Genomic DNA, 18,038 nt, shown 5'->3' with positions numbered 1-18,038 from the left:
ACACGCCACCGGTGTCGAGACGACGCGAAGGACGGTCGGGTCTTGCCAACGCTGAAACAGCAACTGCGACAAGAGATCGAAGAGCGACGCTCCCGGCGCTCCGAGGCAGAACGGGACCGTTCCGCCGCCGCCCTCGCCGAGTGGATGTACGCCTGCCCGTTCCGTCTGGAGTACGACGTCACGGTTGCCGCCCACGTGCCGGTGGGCAACGAACCCGGCTCGAATTCGATGCTCGACGCGCTGGTCGACCGAGGCGTCTCGGTGCTCGTCCCGGTGGTCCCCGACGGCGGTCCCGCACCGTTGGACTGGGCTCCCTACACAGGGCCGGACTCGTTGGCGCCGGGCCGCTGGGGCCTTCTCGAGCCGACGACCGACCGGGTCGGGGTGACCGCGATCCGCGCGGCATCGGTGATCCTGGTGCCCGCGCTGGCCATCGACAAGAGCGGGGTGCGGCTGGGGCGGGGCGCGGGGTACTACGACCGCACCCTGCACGGGCTGTCGGCCGACCTCGTCGGCGTGGTCTACGACGACGAGGTCGTCGACTCACTTCCGTCCGGCGACCACGACGTCCCGGTCGGCTGGACACTCACACCCGAGGACGGGTTCGGCAGACTCGCCTGATCGGCGGGACAGCGAAACCCGGGCGGTGTCGTCGTGACAGCCGCCCGGGTTTGCGTCGATGATGTCGTCGTGGCGCCGGTCAGGCCGGCGTCGCGGCCTTGGTCTCGCTCTTCGTCGACGACGAGCTGGACGAGTCCGACTTCGAACTGCTCGACGAGCTGTCCGACGACGTGGAACTCGAGGACGACGAGCTCTCTGACGAGGACGACGACGTCGAGGTGTCCGACGATGATCCCGGACGCGAGTCCGTGCGGTAGAAACCGCTGCCCTTGAACACGATGCCGACCGAGTTGAACAGCTTGCGCAGACGACCCGCACACTGCGGGCACTCGGTCAACGAGTCGTCGGAGAAGGACTGGACGATGTCGAACTTGTTGTCGCACTCCGTGCAGGCATACGAGTAGGTGGGCACCGAAACCTCCGAAAAGTCAGTAAACGCTGACCAGTGTAACCGACTTTGGCACTCAGTCATTCCGAGTGCTAAGCGAGGCTTCGAGCTGATTTTCCGTCGTTCGATTCCCGGCTTGTCGCGCACCACCGCCTGGCGTCGTGCAAAGTGTTTGCCAAGCCGAAGTAATCCGTTCACCGCGCAATGTCCGCGACGTGCTGCCCGCGCGGCAACACCCATCATCGCTGGAGTCTCATGACCGATTTCCTGAACGACCTCAACAGCATCATCTGGAGCAATCCGCTGGTGTACCTGTGTCTCGGCGTGGGGGTGTATTTCTCCATCCGGTCGCGATTCCTGCAGATCCGGCACGTGCCCGAGATGATCCGGGTCATGCGTCATGGCGAGAGCTCCCCCGACGGTGTCTCGTCCTTCCAAGCGCTGATGATCTCGCTGGCCGGCCGTGTGGGTACCGGCAACATCGCCGGTGTGGCCACGGCGATCGCGTTCGGCGGACCGGGCGCACTGTTCTGGATGTGGGCGATGGCCTTCCTCGGGGCATCCACGTCGTTCGTCGAGTGCACGCTCGGGCAGATCTACAAGACCCGAGATCCACTGACCAACGAATACCGCGGCGGGCCGGCCTACTACTTCAGCAAGGCACTCGCCCACACCAAGGCGGCACCGTTCTTCAAGGTCTACGGTCTCGTGTTCGCCGCCGTGACCGTTCTCGCCTGCGGACTGCTGCTGCCGAGTGTGCAGTCCAACTCGATGGCGCTCGCGATGAACCAGGCGTGGGGGATCGCGGACTGGGCGGTCGCGGTCGGCGTGGTCATCGTGCTCGCGTTCGTCATCATCGGCGGGGTCAAGCGCATCGCGACCTTCGCGACGATCGTCGTCCCGTTCATGGCCGTCCTGTACATCCTGTTCGCTCTCGTCGTCGTGTTCACCAACGCCTCGCAGATCCCCGACGTTCTGCGCCTGATCTTCGCGAGCGCCTTCGGGATCGATTCCGTCTTCGGTTCGGTCGTCGGCGCCGCCGTGATGTGGGGCGTCAAGCGCGGCATCTACTCCAATGAGGCCGGTCAGGGCACCGGACCGCACGCCGCGGCGGCCGCCGAGGTCTCGCACCCGGCGAAGCAGGGCTTCGTGCAGGCGTTCGCCGTGTACATCGACACGTTGTTCGTCTGCTCGGCCACCGGCTTCCTCATCATCTCGACCGGCGCCTACCGGGTGTTCGAAGGTGAGAGCGCCGACGGCACGGTGATCGCCGACGGCGGCCTGCTTCCCGGCGGCACCGATGTGGGCCCCACCTTCGTCCAGATCGGTTTCGACAGCATGTGGAGCGGCGCCGGATCGACCTTCGTCGCGGTATCACTCGCGTTCTTCTGCCTCACGACGATCATCGCGTACTACTACATGGCCGAGACCAACCTGCGGTTCCTGATGGGCAAGGCGTCCACGATCTACATCGGTCCGCTCCGCAGCACGCTCGGCGCCAATCTGACGATGCTGCTCCAGGCCCTGATCCTGGTGTCGGTGGCCATCGGCTGCGTCTCCACGGCGAGCGAGGCGTGGACGCTGGGCGACATCGGCGTCGGCCTGATGGCGTGGCTGAACATCATCGGCATCTTGATCCTGCAGCAGCCGGCGTTCAAGGCGCTGCGCGATTACGAGAGGCAGAAGAAGGAAGGCAAGGACCCGATCTTCGATCCGGTCGCCCTGGGCATCGTGGGAGCGACGTTCTGGGAGTCCTACGGTCGGGCCGACGACACCCGGGAAGCCGCGACACTGTCGAAGTAGGGACCTATCCCCCGATGACGTCCTTGTCGATGTCGGGGATGTTGTCGCGGTTCATGTCCGGGTCGCGCGCCTGGCGGGCGTCCCACCGCAGCAGGATCGCGGCGAGGATCGCCGAGACCACTGATCCGACGAGGATCGCCGCCTTCGCCGCGGCGGCGTGATCGTCTGAGCCGGCCTCGAAGCTCAGTTCGGCGATGAGCAACGCAACAGTGAATCCGACGCCGGTCAGCAGGCCCACCGGCAGGAGGTCGCGAAGCCCGATCGAGTCGGGCAATCGCAGCGGAGTGAACGTCGTCATCAGCCACGTCGAGCCGAGGACGCCCACGAGTTTGCCGACGACGAGTCCGACGACGATGCCGATCGACACCGGCTGCACGATCGACCCGGCCCCGCCGACGACGGTCACCCCCGCGGCGGCGAAGGCGAACACCGGCAGGGCGAGCGCGGCGGAGTACGGGCGAACCGCGTCGTCGAGTCGTTCGGTGCGCGGCTGCGCCTCGCCGCGGATGGCAACGGCGGGCACGACGAATCCGAGCAGGACACCGGCAACTGTCGCGTGCACCCCCGACGCGTGCATCAACGCCCATGCGGTGACGGCGACCGGGATGAGCACCGGCCACCACCGCCACGCCTGCCGCACCAGCACGGCGAAGAGGGCCACCGTGACCAGCGCGGCCGCCAGCATGACGAAGTCGATCTCCTCGGTGTAGAAGGTCGCGATGACGATGATGCCCAGGAGGTCGTCGACGACGGCGAGCGTCAGCAGGAACGTCCGCAGCGCGAGCGGCAGTCCGCGTCCGAAGATCGCGAGCACCGCCAGGGCGAAGGCGATGTCGGTGGCAGTCGGGATGGCCCAGCCCCGTAACCCTTCGGGGTCGCCGAGGGCGACCACCGCGACGTAGCAGAGCGCGGGGGTGACCATCCCGCCCACCGCAGCGGCGATCGGCACGCCCGCGAGTCTCAGGTCTCGCAGGCTCCCGGCCACGAATTCGTGTTTGAGTTCGACCCCCACGACGAAGAAGAAGATCGCCAGCAGCCCGTCAGACGCCCAGTGCGCCAGCGACAGGTGCAGGTGGAGCGCCTCGGGCCCGACTTCGACGTCGAGCAGGGAATCGTAGGCCGCGCGCCACGGCGAGTTGGCCCACAGCACGGCGATGGCGGCGGCCACGAGAAGCAGTGCCCCGCTGGTCGTGTCGAGCGCGGCCCAGCGCCGCAATCGGTTCGCCCGGCCGGCGTCGCCTGCGAGCTCGTCTGGTGTCTGGTCGGTCATCGATCTCCTCTGGTCGGACGGACGGATCATCGTCACGCCACCCGCGCCGGGCAGCGGCCGACCAGACTTCCCGGCACACCGATCACCGATTCTCCCCCACTGCCACGCCGCGGGCCATTCCGACCCGCCCGCGAGGACGAGGTCCACAGGGACCGAGGGCAGGTTTCGAGTTGTCCACAGGCACGTCCGGAGCGCCGCCCATCCCGGTCGACGAACCTAGCCTCTGCCTCATGTCTGCCCCGTCGAAGCACCCGTCCAGCGCCTCCCTCGGGCCTCGACTTCGCGACCGGTTGAGTTCCGCACTGCGCCCGGGGTGGACACGCAACCTCCTGGTCCGCCGCGTCGCCGCCGCGTGCCTGGTCGTCGCAGCGGCGGTCATCGGGGTCGCCGGAACGCGCGCCGACGGCGATGTCGAGGTCCTGGTAGCCGCGCATGACCTGCTGCCTGGTCAGATCGTCGAGTCAGGCGACCTACGATCCCACCTGGTCGCCGGCGGGACGGTTCCCGACGGCGTCTTGACCGAGGCGGCACCGGCCATCGGACGGACGGTCACCGGACGCGTCCGCGGAGGCGAGATCCTCACCGACGCGCGGTTGCTGTCCTCGCATCTGCCCGCCGACCTGACCGGGATCGACGACGCCCGCCTCGTGCCGATCCGGTTGTCGGACGACGCGGTGACCTCACTCCTCCGCCCGGGTGACCTGGTGGACGTGCTGACCGAGGACGCGGAGGTGTTGGCACGCCGGGCAGTCGTGGCCCTCCACGCCGCCGAGCCGCAGTCCGGCGGCCTCGCTCCCAGCCGGGCGGCGGCCGCCCCGGTGCTGCTCGCCATGGACGCCGCGGCTGCTCACCGGGTGGCCGCCGCGGGGCTCGACACGTCGCTCGCCGTGGTCCTGCACTGACCGCGGATACCGACCTCGCCCGCAACGACACAGCGGCGCGAATCAACTCAAATGGATCGGTTCCTTCACGATCGTGGATAGGGTAGTACGAGCTCGCACAGCGCGTGTCGGATTTGCTCCGATCGTGCGCAGAATCGCCGGACAAGAGCAGGACATCACCGAAAAGAGGCCGCACACCGTGCTCAAGGGATTCAGGGACTTCATACTCAAGGGCAACGTCGTCGAGCTGGCAACAGCGGTCATCATCGGCGCGGCGTTCACCGCGATCGTCACCGCCTTCACCGACGGCATCGTCCAGCCGATCATCAACTCGATCCCCGTCGGCTCCGACGCCGCGCAGGGACTCGGCTTCCAGATCACCGACAACCCATCGACATTCGTCGACCTCGGCAGCGTCATCACTGCCGTGATCAACTTCCTGATCATCGCCGCAGTGGTGTACTTCATCATCATCCTGCCGTACAACAAGCTGGCCGAACTGGGCGGTTTCGGGAAGAAGGCGGAGGTCACGGAGATCGCGCTGCTGTCCGAGATCCGCGATCTGCTCGACCCCGAGGGCACCTCGAAAGCCAAGGCGGAAGCCGAGAGCGACCTGCCGCCGCATCTGTCCGATCCGGCCGGGCCTGCCGGCGACTCCTACGGTCCGCCGTCGGGTTCCTTTGCCCCCTATGAGGCGCCCGCCGGAGCCGGTACGACGCAACGCATCTCGACTCCCCCGTCTCCTCAGGGTCCGCCCTCACACCCGGTTCCCCCGCAATCGGGCCAGCCCCAGTCCGTTCCGCCCCAGTCGGCTCCTCCGCAGAACCGCCCGCCGCAGGGACCGCCGCCGGGAGGCCCTACCGGACAGCCGTTTCCGACGCCGCAACCCGCTCCGGGCAGCTACCCGCCGCCCGGCAATTACCCGGGTGCCGGCAACTACCCGCCGCCCGGCCCCGGATCCGGTTATCCCGGTGAGCAGTACCCGGGCGACTTCCCGGGCGAGGGCCCGGACGCGCCGGGCCGTCACTCGCGCTGACGCGGACCGCGGTCTCGCAGGAAGCTGACAGGCGGAACCATCCGAACCCGAAGGTTGGCTCCCTACTTTGGGATTCGTCGCCGGAACGTGCGACCGCACCGGACCCCAAAACCGGTGCGACCGAACGAGAACAGGATGATCGAATGCCCAACAAGCCCGCGCAGAACCGTCAGCCGCAGCCCCAGAACCGCCGCCAGGCTCGTCCGCAGCAGCGCAACCAGGCGCGTCCGCAGGCCCGCCCCAAGACGTTCCCGTGGTTCTTCGGTAGCTGACACCCCTCCGCTCCCTAATCCGAAAGAAGCGACGCCCTCTGCTCCCTGAGGTGCGAGGAGCGCAAGCGACTGCCCTCTGCTCCCTGAGGTGCGAGGAGCGCAAGCGACGAGCCACGAAGGGCTGGTGACCCACCACCCTTCGTGGCTCGCTTCGCTCCCACCGCTGGAACAACTCCTCACACCGGCGGATCGACGCGCTGGACCCACACGGTGGGACCGTCGGTCAACGTGAACTCCGTGCGTACCAGCGCTTTCCATCTGCGGGCGTACAACGCGGAGAGTTGTTCGTCGCTCGTGCTGCACGTGACCGGCAGCCCTTCGCGTCGTCCGCGTTCGATGACCGGGTCGACCAGCCCGGCGAGAGTGCCACCTCGGCGATGATCCGGCCGGACGAGCGCAAAGATCACCCGGATCGGGTTCTCCGCAACCTGCGCCTCCTCCGACTTCCGCTGCAACTCGGTGAAGCGGTGGACGAAGCCGTCGATGGCCTGTACCTGATGCTTGGTGCGTGTCTTGAGGTCCTCGTCGATCCGCCCGGCTTCGTCGGTGGGGGCCGACACCGCGATCAGCGCGATCAACTCGCCCCGCTCGTCGAACACACCGTGCAGGCCGTGCAGATACTCGATGAACAGGATCTCCCCGTACCAGCGGTATGCCTCCACAGGCGCGTCCGCGCCGATCAGCCAGCGGTAGACCGGGACCTCACGCAGTCCGTGTTCGAGCAGGTCGAGTGCGGTCTCCCGATCCGATTCGACCAATTGCCGGGTCGTCGTGCCGCCTACCTCCACGCGTTGCGTCATCGGTTCATACCAGCACAGTTGCGCGGCACACGACCAACCACCTGGGCTGCTTCGGCCGACCTGTTCGCCCATCCCGGATGCGGATGAGTTCACCAAGAATTCAACCGCCTCTGGTCAGGACAGGTGCTGAGGTGTGCGGTAATGTCGGCCGCGTTGCCGTCTTCGAGACGGAACGACGCGCTTCACAATCAGATCGTCGACAACCATTAGGAGATTCGCATGTCTGACGCGATCAGCATTTCCTGGATCCGCCTCTACATCGAGGAATTGGTCACCGGTTCCGACGAAGGCGGCGGCTCGGACGGCACGACCGCCGAGTAATTCGGCCCCGCAACGCGAATCGCTGATTCCAGATCAGCGTTCTGCTCCGATAGAGGAGTTTCCCCAGGCATGCGCAGTCGACTGATCGCGATGGCGATACGACAGACGAGTTCGCATGCCTCTCATCGGCACATGCCGACGGACACGAGCACGAGAAGGAGTTTGTCATGGGTGAAGTAGTCGGTGGAGGAATCGGCGACGCGATCAAGGACCTGCTGACCGGGTCGCTGGACAGCGACGGCACCCCGATCGAGGACTAGAAGTACCGGCCGATCGTCTTCGGCCAGTTCGCCACGTTCAATTCAAGCCCCAGAAGGAGATTCACATGGCAACCGGAATCGAGATCAACCTCAGCGAGATCATCCGCGACCTGGACAGCCTGTCGGACGAGGCTCCGACCGAGAACTGATCCACCGCTTTTCGCACATCGCCCCCGGTCTACGCCGGGGGCGATGTGCGTTTCGCGCAGCCATACGGAAAATAATCACCGGGTCAACGCACCCGATTGTTGCGAGACGGTTCACCGGAAGTCCATGGACTGTCGACGGCTGCATTGTCGAATATCGTATTGTTCGCGTCGTGATCGTCGTTCGCCTGCGATCGACGTCCACGTGCGGAAGTCCACCATCGACGAAGGAGATCACATGGCCGACATCATTCAGGGCGCAATCACCGACGCAATCGTCGAACTGGTCACGGGTTCGATCGAATCGGGTTCGGAAGACGCTCCCGCGTAGATCTCGATCCGAGACCAACCGCCCCGGGCTACGGTCCGGGGCGGTTTTTGGCTCCGCACCCGACGTTTTTCCGCTACATCGAAGCATTCTTCGCGCCCATTTTGCGATAGAGCGGATGAATCGTCGGCCGGGATATCCGGTGCGGTCCGGCGCAAAACGCGCGCATGTAGACTTCGGAACACTCACGACCGCGCATCCACCGAGCCCGATGTCGGGGCTGAATTTCTGTTCCGCGCGGTTCGCCAGCGTCACCACGACCCGGAGTAGCCTCACCTGATGCCCGTCACCCGCTCGCTGAGCAAGGATGAGGTCCGCGCGCTGCTCGCGCTCCTGTTCGACGCGCTCCGGGCCACCCGCTGGGCCTGTGCCGGCTTCCTCGTCTTCCAGCTCGCGTCGGTGTTCACCACACTCGCCCAGCCGGCACTGAACGCCGCGATCATCGACGACGGCATCCTGCGCGGCGACGTGGCCACGATCAAACAAGTCGGTGTGCTCATGGTCGTCGTCGCCGTGATCAACCTGGTGGTGTCGATCGGAGCCACTTTTCTCGCGTCACACATCTCGGCGACCGCCGCGCGCGACCTCCGCCTTCGCCTGCACAGCCGGATCAGTGCGTTCAGCGATCCGCAGGTCCACTCCATCGGCCTGTCGAGCCTGCTGACGCGTACCACCGGTGATGTCGGCCAGGTCCAGGGATTCCTCTTCGTCGCCCTGACCGTCGTGGTGACCGCACCGTTGATGCTGTTCGGCGCACTGGTGCTCTCGCTGGTTCAGGGCTGGCGGATGGCGCCGGTGCTGGTCGTCGCGGGGACGGTGCTCGTGATCCTGGTCGCCGTGCTCGTACGACGTCTGGTGCCGTGGGCCGCCCAGCTGCAGCGTCGCCTCGACGTCGTCAACAGGGTGCTGCGTGAGCAGTTGCGCGGGATCGCGATCATCCGGACCTTCCGTCGCGAGGACCGCGAGCGCACTCGGTTCGCGGCGGAGAACGACGAACTCACCCATGTGGCCCTGCGTCTGGGTCGTCTGCAGGTCCTGATGCTCCCGATGGTCACCGTCGTCTCGAACCTCGCCGTGGTCGCGGTGACCGCGTTGGGTGCGGTCTTCGTCGACCGCGGGGAGATGCAGATCGGCCAGATCACCGCCACGGTGGGATACCTCGCGCAGATCCTGCTGGCGGTGTCGTTGCTGACCATGATCGCCGGGATCATCCCGCGCGCCGTCACCAGCGCGGGACGCATCACCGAGGTACTCGACACCGAGCCCCTCGACCCGGGCGCTCCCCAGGCGGATGGATCGTCGACGCCACCCGCGATCGTCTTCGACGCGGTGTCCGTCTCCTTCCCGGGGGCCGAGGCCCCCACCGTCGACGAGGTCTCGCTGTTCTGCGCGCCCGGCACGGTCACCGGCATCCTCGGCGGTACCGGGAGCGGCAAATCGACTCTGCTGTCCCTGCCCCTGCGGTTCGCCGACCCGACCTCGGGGCTCCTCCGCTGGGACGCACACGACGTGACCGGCCTCGCACCCGCGTGGGTTCGGGCACGAAGTGCGTTCGTCGGTCAGGGCGCGGAACTCATCACCGGGACGATCGCCGACAACCTGCGGATCGCCCGCCCCGACGCGACCGACGACGAACTGTGGTCCGCCCTCGAGGTCGCCGCGGCCGCCGACTTCGTCTCGACGCGTCCCGGCGCTCTCGAGGCCGCGGTGTCGCAGGAGGGACGCAACTTCTCCGGCGGTCAGCGTCAACGGCTGGCGCTGGCCCGCGCGGTGCTCCGCCGGCCGTCGCTGTACGTGCTCGACGACCCCTTCAGCGCCCTCGACGTCGACACCGAGGCCGCGATCATCGACCGCCTGCGGCGGGCCGATCCGGACGCGACGGTCCTGCTCGCCGCGCAGCGGGTGTCATCGGTGCAGCGAGCCGACGTCATCGCCGTGCTCGACGCCGGACGAATCGTCGACCTGGGCACCGACTCCGTGCTGCGGGACCGCAGCGAGATCTACCGGGAGATCGCCTACGCACAGGCGGTGACCAATGCTTGACCAGAGGTCGCAGGCCCGGCCGGGCGCACCCACCGAGGGCCGGCGACCGACCCCGTCGCCGAAGACGACCGGGCCGGACGGATCGCTGCGTTGGATCGTGCGGCAACTCGACCTGAGCCGGGGTCGTGGTGCCGCGATCTCCCTCTTCGCCATCCTGGCGGCCGTCGCAGGCGTGGTCGCACCGATCCTGTTCGGCGCGATCACCAACGTCATCGTCGACGGCACGGTCGGCGAGGCGACGATGGACTGGAGGCTGCTCTGGACCCTGCTCGGCGTCCAGATCGTGGTGTTCGTGGCCGCCGCGGCCTGCAGCCTCGCCCAGGGCCAGCTGCTGACCGTCGCCGTGCAGCGGTCGGTGGCCGGACTCCGCGCCCGGATCGAGGACAAGATCCACCGGCTGCCGCTGCGCTACTTCGAGAACACCAAACGCGGTGCGCTGGTGAGCAAGTTGACGGCGCACACCGACAACGCCGCCACCGTGATCGCCCCGGTGCTGGTGACCGTCCCGACGAATGCCCTGACGCTCGTCGTCGTCACCGCCGTGCTGTTCGTCATCTCCCCGGTCCTGGCAGGAGTCGCTCTCGTCGCCGCGCCCGTGTCGGCGCTGGCCGCGGTCCTGCTCGCCCGCCGGGCGCGGCCGCACCTCGAGTCCCGGTGGACGACCACCGCCGCCCTGACCGGTCACGTCGAGGAGGAGCTCAGCGCGCGCCGGATGCTGCAGGCCTACAACGCCGAACCGACTGCGGCACGCCGTTTCCGCGACCTCAACGACAGCCTCTTCTCCTCGGTCCGTTCCGCCCAGTGGATCGGCGGTTCACTGCCCTCGGTGCTGACCGCGGTCAATGCCCTGGTGTTCCTCGTCCTGGCCGTCCTCGGCGGGATCATGGTGGTCGACGGCCAGCTGAGTCTCGGCGCGGCCCAGGTCGTGGTCGTGTTCGCGCAACAGCTGACCAGTGCGGTCCGCGAGCTCGCCGGCTTCGTCACCAAGGTCCAGTCCGGAACGGTGTCGGCGGGCAAGGTCCGCGAGGTGCTCGAGGCCCCCGAGGACGTCGGGGTCGACACCGGCGTGCCGGTACCCGCCTCGTCCGGCCGGCACCAGCTCCCACCCGAGATCGTCTTCGACGACGTGGGTTTCGCCTACGACGAGGACAACCCCGTCCTCGGGTCGGTGAGTTTCCGGATGGCGCCCGGCACGACCACCGCCGTGGTCGGGACCACCGGGTCGGGCAAGACCACCCTCACGAACCTCCTGCAGGCGTTCTACACACCGAGCCGCGGATCGATCACCATCGACGGCGTCGACCTCACCGAACTCGGACCGCAGCAGGTTCGCGCCGACATGGCCGTCGTCACCCAGGAGCCGTGGCTGTTCACCGGAACCGTCCGCGAGAACATCGCCTTCGGCATCGACGACGGGCGGGCGGTGGACGCCGCACTCGATGACAGCCACGTCGCGCAGATCGTCGCCGCCCTGCCGAACGGCATCGACACCGTCATCGGCCAAGAATCCGAGAACCTCAGCGCAGGCGAGAAACAGCTGGTCACCGTTGCGCGGGCGATCGCGTCGTCGCCGAAGATCCTGATCCTCGACGAGGCGACGAGCGCTGCCGACCCCCGTACCGAGCTGCTCGTCCAACGCGCCCTGCACCGTCTGCGGGCGGGGACCACCACCTTGCTGATCACCCACCGCATGGCGACCGCCGCGTTGGCCGACACGATCGTCGTGCTCGACGATAGGGTGATTGCCGAGGCCGGGACCCACCAGGAACTGATCGCCGCGGGCGGCATCTACGCCCGGCGGTGCGGACTGGCGCCGGGCGGTCCGGGTGAGGCCACTCCGGACGACGAGCGGGTGAACGGCAGCAGTCCGAACGGTCCGGACACGGGGTCGAACCCGTGACAGAAGGCAGGAGCCAGCGCGGGTCGGGTCACCGGTCCGTCGTCTCCCGATCAGGAGGAAACGTGTACAGCAGTCTGCGCAGGCTCGGGTTGGCGGCAGTCGTCGCCCTCAGCGTCTCGCTCGTCGCCCCGCTGACCGGTGGGGCGAGCGCGGCACCACGACTGGTCGACGCCGGTTCACCCGGCCGTGTCACCGACATCGTGGTGCATTCCGACGCGATGAATCGCGATGTCCCGCTCACGGTGATCAAGCCGGCCGACGAGTCGAAGCCGCGCGGGGTGCTCTACCTGCTCAACGGTGCGGGCGGCGGCGAGGACCGCGCCAACTGGCTGGAGAAAACCGACATCGTCGAGTTCACCCGCAACAAGAATCTGTACGTGGTGATCCCGAACGCCGGACAGTACAGCTACTACACCGACTGGCAGAAGCCCGATCCGGTTCTCGGCGTGCACAAGTGGTCGACCTTCCTGGGCAAGGAGCTGCCCACGGTCGTCGACGCCACGTACAACACCTCGGGCCGCAACGCCATCGGTGGGATCTCGTCGTCGGCGACGTCGGTGCTGAACCTCGCCATCGAGCACCCTGACCTTTACGAGGCCGTCGGCTCCTACAGCGGCTGCCCGACGACGTCGGATCCGTTCGGACAGGAGTACATCCGCCTCGTCGTGGAGACACGCGGCGACGGCGACGCCACCAACATGTGGGGCCCCTACGGCGGTTCCGGTTGGCGCGCCCACGATCCGGTGGTCAACGCCGCCAAACTCCGCGGCCAGAAGCTCTACATCAGCAATGCCGGTGGTCTGCCCGGGCAGTACGACAATCCTCGGTACGTGAAGGATCTGGACACCCTCGCCGACCAGGTCGTCGTCGGTGGCGTGATCGAGGGCGCCACCCTCGGATGCACCGTCCAGCTCCTCAACCGTCTCGGTGAGCTGAACATCCCGGCGACCGTGGATCTCCCGCCGACCGGCACCCACTCATGGCTGTACTGGCAGGACCAGCTGCACCGTTCCTGGTCGTTCTACGAACGCGCCCTCGGATAGCCCCCGCCTCGCTCGCCGCGGCCCCATCGGTCCGGCAGCGAGGAAACGTCCGTCGCGCAACTCGACTCGCCGGTCGGCGAGCTCGAGAACGCGCGGGTCATGGCTGATGAGAAGCGTGGTCCGGGTGGACGCGATCTCCGCGAGTGGCCGGAGGATCTCGCCGACGCTCTCGTCGTCGAGACCGGTGGTCGGTTCGTCGAGGACGAGCACCGGCCGGTTCCGCAGGACCGTGCGCGCCAGCGCGATTCGCTGTCGCTGACCGCCGGACAGGTTCTCCCCTCGCTCGACGACCTCGGCGTCGAAGCCGCCACTCATTCTCGAGATGAACTCGGCTGCACCCGCGGTCTTCGCGGCCGCGCTGATGTCGGCCGCTGTGGCGGTCTCGAGACCGAAGCGGATGTTCTCGGCGATCGTGCCGCGCATCAGGGCCGGTTGCTGGTGCAGCACCGACAGGTGCGCCCGTAACCCGGCCGCGTCGAGGTCGCGAATGTCGGTGCCGTTCAACCGGATCGTGCCCGCATCGGGGTCATACAGGCGCAACAGCAGATAGGTCAGGGTGCTCTTGCCCGCGCCGCTCGGACCCGTGATCGCCAGCGTCTCACCCGCGCGGATCTCCAGGTGGGCGTCCTCGAGAACCTGAGACCTGCTGTCCGGGTACGCGAACGACACGCCGGTCAGTGACAAGGCCGCGGGGCCGGAGTCCGCGACCACGGAGCCGGCAGGGGCCCGGGCGGCGACACTCGGTGCGGTGGGGCCGGGATGGACGAGGTGCTCGTCGGCAGCCCCCATCGGCGCATCGAGGACCTGGGCCACCCGTTCGGCACTCGCGGTCGCGGACGTGACCTCGACGACCAGACCGCTCAGCGTCTGGATCTGCGGATAGAGGTAGCCGAGATAGCCGGTGAGGGCGATGAGTGTGCCCAACTGCGCCTCGCCCCGGGAGATCTGCCACGCCCCGAACGCGATGACGGCGACCATGCACAGCACCTCGACGACCGTCACGGCCTCGGTGAAGGCGGCGTCGGCCCGCAGCTCCGACATCCGGGCATCCCGCCACCGCCGGCTCTGGTCGGCGACCCGACGCCGGTGACGCGCCGTCTGATTGTCGGCCTGCAAGGCCACCGTGGAGCCGATGCCCTCGGCGACAAGCGAACTGATCTGCCCGGCCGCCTCCCGCTCCCGGCGCGAGGCGCGTTTCACCGCGGTCCCGAATCGACGGGCGATCAGCCAGAGCAGCGGCGCGAGGATCGCCGCGATCAGCGCCAGCTGCCAGTTCGTCACGAACGCCGCGAGCCCGTAGACGAGCACGCTCACCGCCGCGACGACGCCGGCGACCACTCCCGACGACAACAGACTGTCGACCGCCTCGACGTCACCGGTGTTGCGCGACACCAGGTCTCCACCTCCGAATCGGCTCCGCGCATGCGGTGCGAGCCGCTGGGTGTGCGCATACAACTGATCGCGGAGGCGCAGCAGGACTGTCTCGGTGACGTTTCCGGTGAGCATCGCGCCCGCGTACGACGTCCCCGCGCCGAGCACCGACACCCCGACCCAGATCGTCATCGGTGTCCAGAGCGCACCGAGGTCCCCGGACACGAGCACCTCGTCGACGATGTGGCCGAACAGGGCGACGGTGACGACCGTGGTGCCCACCTGCACGAGGTGGCAGAACACCGCGATCGCGAGTTGCCACCGCAGACCGGCGAGCAGCGGAGCGAACCGACGGACGGTGGCCGGCACGGACAACGCCGCCGGCCCGGTGTCACGACCCGGCACCGGTGGCGCCGACTCCGCCACTCCTCGACCGTCGTCGGCCGCTCTCGATTCGGTTGCAGTGCACACTTGTCTTCTCGCTCCTCGCCGGCGGGACGGGACCGCCGCGACCGACACTACGACCGATTACCGTCGAAAAACCATGCGAGAAGGCCGGTTACAGGAGACTCACAGCGACACCGCAGCGAGCCGCCAACCAAAAACCGCGGGGCGGGAATCCGTTCGGATTCCCGCCCCGCGGCGTGGAGAGAAAGAGTCGATCAGCCGATGCTGAAGTGCTTGCCGTTCAGCACCACGACACCCTTGACGGCGTCGGTGCTGACGGTGACCTGCACGAAGGCACGGGCCGCGGCGTAGCCGGCGCAACCCTCGACCTTGAACTGCTCCTGGCTGAACGCGACGCCGCCCTTCTGGCCGGCGAAGGTGTATGCGTTCACCTCGTAGTTCTTGTACGACTTGTCGTCGCCTGAGGTCTCGTTGACGAGCCACTGACGCTTGACCTCGCCCGGGCCGAGCGAGAAGCCGGCACCGACCGAGTCGCCGCTGAGGCCGCCACCGGCGGTGACGTTCGACGGATTGCTGTAGTCGATTCCGCCTTCGACACCCGGCACCTCGACATCGCCGCCGCCGAAGTTGACCTGGCAACCGACGTCGTAGCCGACCTTGATCGAGCCGCCCTCGGCCTTGCCGCCGACGGTCACGCGGACCTTGCCCGACAGCCAGACCTCACGGGTGGTGGGGACGTTGCTGATCGGACGCTGGACGTTGACGTACTCGTCGAACAGCTGGACGGTGACGGGGGTGCCGTCGACCAGGGTCTTGGTGATGGTGCCACCCGGCAGCGGGCCGGCGGCGGCGCCGCCGGCGCCCAGGCTGGTAAGGCCCATCGCGACGGCACCGGTGATACCGGCCGCCGCAACCACGCGACGCGTGATGTTCTTCTTCATGATTCCCCTTCGTGGAATATCGATCTGCTCAGGGCAGACAAGTCAGGTGGAGCTGGTTTATCTGAGCTGATCAGCCGATGGTGAAGGGCTGGCCGTACAGGGTGGACTGGATGAGGGTGCCCTCGCCGCTGACCTTGCCGTCGTCGGTGCTGTAACCCTTGGCGCCGATGGTCTTGACAGCCGAGCGGGCCGAGGCGTAGCCACCGCACTGGTTCAGGTTGAAGGAGAGCTGCGACAGCTGGATGGCGGCCACACCGGAATCGGAGTAGTCCTTGTCGGTGATGTCGACGACCGCGACCTGGCCGGGCTTCAGCGGGAGGCCGAGCTCGCCCGACAGGGTGGTGGCGGAGAGGCTGATCGCGCCACCGAGGTCCAGCGTGATGCCGCTGACGTCGACCTGGCAGCCGACGATGTACTTCACGGCCAGGTTGCCGCCGACGCCCGCCGACGCCTTGCCGGAGTAGGTACCGGAGATCACGAATCCGCGCGATGCGGGGTTGTTCGCGACGGTCGGGATCGGGTACGCGCTCTCGGCGGTACGCCAGGTCTGGATCGACTCGCCGTCGATGCCGGTCGCGTTCTTGTAACCATTCGGCAGCTTCACTGCCGCAGCTTCACCGGCACCCATGCCGGCCAGGCCCACGACCGCGGCCGAGGCGATCGCGACCGCGCCCGCGGCGCGGCGCAGCCCAAGCTTGCTGAACTTGCTCATTCGTTCCCTCTCACAGGATTCGGCTGTTACCCCGCGGAATGCACTCACACCCGCAAGTCATGACCCACGACGTTCGATGGGCTTCCACACAGTTACCACCAAGCCAGCTCTTACGCATGTCTTAGCTGTCGTTAAGAATCCATCGAATTCCTGGTCACTGCTGCGTTGTCACTCGCGACAGATCGCAGGACTACCCCCGGTCCCCGACTCTGGGGACCGGCGTGTCGTCGAGCCGAACGTTATCGGAGGGGTCTCAAGTGGGGCAACAGGAGGACTCGAGCGTGTCACGAACAGGCCACGCACCATCGTGAATACCGAATTCGCCAGCGATCGAAAGTCGAAAGTTAACGACAGGAAAACACCCTGCTGTGCCCGCGTGCGAGCGCGCACCGCTCACCCGTGATGAGGCGGTCGTTGCGCCTCGAACCAATCCTTAGAATGCCCTGTGTGATGTTGGTCACTCTCGTCTGAAGTCAGTTCAGGGAGGTCGTCCCCGAACACCGAGTCGAGGCGACGACGCCGCGCAGCTCGGTGCTGCGCGGCGTCATCATCGCTGCTCATCGCGGATTTCTCCGGGTCTGTGGGATCGTGTGCCACCGGGTCAGACGTCCAATCGAGAGGCGGTCATCACCCTGTTAACCAGGTGTTTTCTTAGCATTGCTGAACAGATTTCGCAGCCCAGAAACGGCCCGAAGAGCGAACCGGTCAGAACTCGCTGATCGACTCGATCACGTACTTGGCGAGGGGCGCCGCGGTCGCCATCCCGTCACGGACGGCCGCGCGCGAGTTGGCCAGATTCACCACGAGTGTCTGGCCGCTGATTCCGACCAGGCCGCGCGAAAGTCCGCCGTCGGTGGCTCCTGCGGCGAGGCCCGAGCTGCGAACGGCCTCTTCGATGCCGCGCAGACGTCGATCCAGGAGCGGTTCGGTGGCCTCCGGCGTCACATCGCGCGCGCCGACACCCACCCCGCCCACCGACACCACGAGGTCCACACCGCCGATCACCGCGGTGTTGAGCGCGTTGCGGATCTCCACCTCGTCGCCCGAGACCACGACAGCGGCGTCCACGTGGAACCCGGCCTCGGCGAGCAACTCGCTCACGAGCGGGCCGAGAAGTCGTTGATCCTCACCGTGGGCCGCTTCGTCGTCGACCACGACGACCAGCGCGCGGCCGATCTCCTCGCCCTGGGGACGATGGGTGGCCTGTTCGTGGCGGGCGACGAATTCACGCGCCGCGGCGTCGGCGGCGACCACGTCCGCGGGATCGACCGGTCCCGGCCCGCCCGCGAGGCGGACGTCCAGCGAGTTCTCGTCGATGTCGTTCTCGGCGGAGACGACGGTGTTACCCGGCTTGCGCGAAGCAGCGTCGGACATGACAGGCCCTTTCTATGGGTAGGACCGTCGAAACGGTCTTTCGTGCTGCGCTGCGCCGCCGCCCTGGGCGGGCGTCGATGCAGCCTCCTCGATGCAGTTGTCCTCGCCGGCGGGGACGGT

The 18,038-nt window shown here is 67.4% G+C and carries 15 protein-coding genes; 8 read left to right on the top strand and 7 right to left on the bottom strand.

Annotation, left to right across the window (positions count from 1 at the left end; translation table 11 throughout):
• Positions 1-42 precede the first annotated feature (42 nt).
• Positions 43-621, top strand: a complete 579-nt coding sequence (locus BCM27_RS07585) for a 5-formyltetrahydrofolate cyclo-ligase (protein WP_004020031.1) — start codon at positions 43-45, stop codon at positions 619-621.
• A gap of 79 nt (positions 622-700) precedes the next feature.
• Here BCM27_RS07585 and BCM27_RS25390 read toward each other — a convergent pair whose 3' ends face one another.
• A complete protein-coding gene (locus BCM27_RS25390; RefSeq protein ID WP_174316843.1) occupies positions 701-1,033 on the bottom strand; it encodes an FmdB family zinc ribbon protein in 333 nt (110 codons plus the stop codon).
• Positions 1,034-1,264: 231 nt separating this feature from the next.
• Here BCM27_RS25390 and BCM27_RS07580 point away from each other — a divergent pair, with 231 nt between their 5' ends.
• Complete coding sequence (locus tag BCM27_RS07580) at positions 1,265-2,812, top strand: alanine/glycine:cation symporter family protein (RefSeq protein WP_004020033.1); 1,548 nt, start codon at positions 1,265-1,267, stop codon at positions 2,810-2,812.
• 4 nt (positions 2,813-2,816) lie between these two features.
• Here BCM27_RS07580 and nhaA read toward each other — a convergent pair whose 3' ends face one another.
• Positions 2,817-4,082 carry a Na+/H+ antiporter NhaA gene (gene nhaA, locus BCM27_RS07575; RefSeq protein ID WP_004020034.1) on the bottom strand — a complete coding sequence of 422 codons (1,266 nt, stop codon included), beginning with the start codon at positions 4,080-4,082 and terminating at the stop codon, positions 2,817-2,819.
• 230 nt (positions 4,083-4,312) lie between these two features.
• On the opposite strand from nhaA, the gene BCM27_RS07570 reads away from it, so the two are divergent.
• The 3 genes from BCM27_RS07570 (at position 4,313) to BCM27_RS26200 (ending at position 6,271) form a co-directional block, all read left to right on the top strand.
• Entirely contained in the window at positions 4,313-4,984 is a 672-nt protein-coding gene (locus tag BCM27_RS07570) for an SAF domain-containing protein (RefSeq protein ID WP_033203682.1), read from the top strand.
• 178 nt (positions 4,985-5,162) lie between these two features.
• Complete coding sequence (mscL, locus tag BCM27_RS07565; protein WP_033203830.1) at positions 5,163-5,999, top strand: large conductance mechanosensitive channel protein MscL; 837 nt, start codon at positions 5,163-5,165, stop codon at positions 5,997-5,999.
• A gap of 143 nt (positions 6,000-6,142) precedes the next feature.
• A complete protein-coding gene (locus BCM27_RS26200; protein WP_255220176.1) occupies positions 6,143-6,271 on the top strand; it encodes a hypothetical protein in 129 nt (42 codons plus the stop codon).
• A gap of 176 nt (positions 6,272-6,447) precedes the next feature.
• On the opposite strand, the gene BCM27_RS07560 is transcribed toward BCM27_RS26200, so the two are convergent.
• Entirely contained in the window at positions 6,448-7,071 is a 624-nt protein-coding gene (locus BCM27_RS07560) for a hypothetical protein (RefSeq protein ID WP_004020037.1), read from the bottom strand.
• Positions 7,072-8,405: 1,334 nt separating this feature from the next.
• Here BCM27_RS07560 and BCM27_RS07555 point away from each other — a divergent pair.
• The 3 genes from BCM27_RS07555 (at position 8,406) to BCM27_RS07545 (ending at position 13,112) form a co-directional block, all read left to right on the top strand.
• Positions 8,406-10,169 carry an ABC transporter ATP-binding protein gene (locus BCM27_RS07555; RefSeq protein WP_004020038.1) on the top strand — a complete coding sequence of 588 codons (1,764 nt, stop codon included), beginning with the start codon at positions 8,406-8,408 and terminating at the stop codon, positions 10,167-10,169.
• A complete protein-coding gene (locus BCM27_RS07550; protein WP_004020039.1) occupies positions 10,162-12,069 on the top strand; it encodes an ABC transporter ATP-binding protein in 1,908 nt (635 codons plus the stop codon). The genes BCM27_RS07555 and BCM27_RS07550 overlap by 8 nt, the downstream gene beginning before the upstream one ends.
• A gap of 62 nt (positions 12,070-12,131) precedes the next feature.
• Positions 12,132-13,112 carry an alpha/beta hydrolase gene (locus BCM27_RS07545; RefSeq protein WP_004020040.1) on the top strand — a complete coding sequence of 327 codons (981 nt, stop codon included), beginning with the start codon at positions 12,132-12,134 and terminating at the stop codon, positions 13,110-13,112.
• Here BCM27_RS07545 and BCM27_RS07540 read toward each other — a convergent pair.
• From BCM27_RS07540 to BCM27_RS07525, 4 genes are all read right to left on the bottom strand, one after another.
• Positions 13,047-14,954: an ABC transporter ATP-binding protein gene (locus BCM27_RS07540; RefSeq protein ID WP_081486986.1), complete on the bottom strand. Its 1,908-nt coding sequence runs from the start codon at positions 14,952-14,954 to the stop codon at positions 13,047-13,049. The two genes, BCM27_RS07545 and BCM27_RS07540, sit on opposite strands and share 66 nt — an antisense overlap.
• A 191-nt stretch (positions 14,955-15,145) precedes the next feature.
• Complete coding sequence (locus tag BCM27_RS07535) at positions 15,146-15,832, bottom strand: MspA family porin (protein ID WP_004020043.1); 687 nt, start codon at positions 15,830-15,832, stop codon at positions 15,146-15,148.
• Between the two features lie 70 nt (positions 15,833-15,902).
• A complete protein-coding gene (locus BCM27_RS07530) occupies positions 15,903-16,544 on the bottom strand; it encodes an MspA family porin (protein ID WP_004020044.1) in 642 nt (213 codons plus the stop codon).
• Positions 16,545-17,249: 705 nt separating this feature from the next.
• Positions 17,250-17,918, bottom strand: a complete 669-nt coding sequence (locus BCM27_RS07525; RefSeq protein ID WP_004020045.1) for a MogA/MoaB family molybdenum cofactor biosynthesis protein — start codon at positions 17,916-17,918, stop codon at positions 17,250-17,252.
• Between the last annotated feature and the right edge of the window lie 120 nt (positions 17,919-18,038).

Source organism: Gordonia terrae, assembly GCF_001698225.1.
Classification (GTDB): Bacteria; Actinomycetota; Actinomycetes; order Mycobacteriales; family Mycobacteriaceae; genus Gordonia; species Gordonia terrae.
This window is presented reverse-complemented; position numbering and strand designations above follow the sequence as displayed.